Genomic DNA, 1,334 nt, shown 5'->3' with positions numbered 1-1,334 from the left:
GTGTGTTCGCTCAGGACATAGGAATGGGGTGTCTCAAGACATCGGAATGAGCGGGCCGTCAGTCTCTGGCGATGTCGATGAGGCGTTTGGTGATCACTGCTGTGGTGGTGGAGGGCCGTTCCCAGGGTGAGGTGGCCCGCCAGTACGGGGTGTCGCAGGGGTGGGTGTCCAAGCTGGTGGCCCGTTACCGGGCCGAGGGGGAGGCGGCGTTCGAACCGCGGTCGCGGCGGCCCAAGACCTCACCGGCCGCGCTGGAGGCCGGCGCCGTCGAGCTGATCATCCGGCTGCGTAAGCAGCTGACCGAGCAGGGCCTGGACGCCGGGCCCGAGACCATCGCCTGGCACCTGGAGCACCATCACCAGATGCGGGTGTCACGGGCCACGATCAGCCGCTACCTGACCGCGCACGGCCTGGTCACCCCGCAGCCCAAGAAGCGGCCCCGCTCGTCCTACATCCGCTTCCAGGCCGAACTGCCGAACGAGACCTGGCAGGCCGACTTCACCCACTACCGCCTGACCGACGGCACCGACACCGGGACTGATGTGGAGATCCTCACCTGGCTGGACGACCACTCCCGCTATGCCCTGCACGTCACCGCCTGGCCCCGCGTCACCGGCCAGATCGTCTGCGACACCTTCCGCGCCGCCGCCGCCGCGCACGGCGTCCCGGCCTCCACCCTGACCGACAACGGCATGGTCTTCACCACCCGCCTGGCCGGCGGCCGCCGCGGCCGCGACAGCCGCAACGCCCTCGAGCACGAGCTGCGCCGCCTGCATGTCGTGCAGAAGAACTCCACCCCCAACCACCCCACCACTTGCGGGAAGGTGGAGCGGTTCCAGCAGACGATGAAGACCTGGCTGCGAGCTCAACCCGACCAGCCCACGACCCTGGTCCAGCTGCAGGCCCTGGTCGACCAGTTCACCGGCATCTACAACCAGCAGCGGCCGCACCGGTCCCTGCCGCACCGGGCCACCCCAGCAGCCGTCTACACCAGCCTGCCCAAGGCACTACCCGCAACCAGCCGGGACGGCGACACCCACACCCGCGTCCGCCACGACCGCATCGACGACCACGGCGTGGTCACCCTGCGCGTCGCCGGCCATCTCCGCCACATCGGCATCGGACGAACCCACGCCCGAACCCACGTCATCATGCTCATCGATGACTTGCACGTCCGCGTCATCAACGCCACCACCGGCGAACTCCTCAGAGAGCTCACCATCGACCCCACCCGCGACTACCAACCCACCGGACGCCCACCCGGCCCACAACCAAAACGACCCTGAACCCACAATCGTGGGTTCAGGGTCATTCCGATGTCCTGAGACATCACA

At 68.3% G+C, this 1,334-nt stretch carries 1 protein-coding gene; it reads left to right on the top strand.

Annotated elements, in window-relative coordinates; all coding sequences use genetic code 11:
* Positions 1–89: 89 nt before the first annotated feature.
* Positions 90–1,286: an IS481 family transposase gene (locus ACH34W_RS55365; protein ID WP_395969351.1), complete on the top strand. Its 1,197-nt coding sequence runs from the start codon at positions 90–92 to the stop codon at positions 1,284–1,286.
* The last annotated feature ends 48 nt before the right edge of the window (positions 1,287–1,334 follow it).

It is taken from the genome of Actinomadura sp. 6N118 (assembly GCF_044326415.1).
Classification (GTDB): Bacteria; Actinomycetota; Actinomycetes; order Streptosporangiales; family Streptosporangiaceae; genus Spirillospora.
This window is presented reverse-complemented; position numbering and strand designations above follow the sequence as displayed.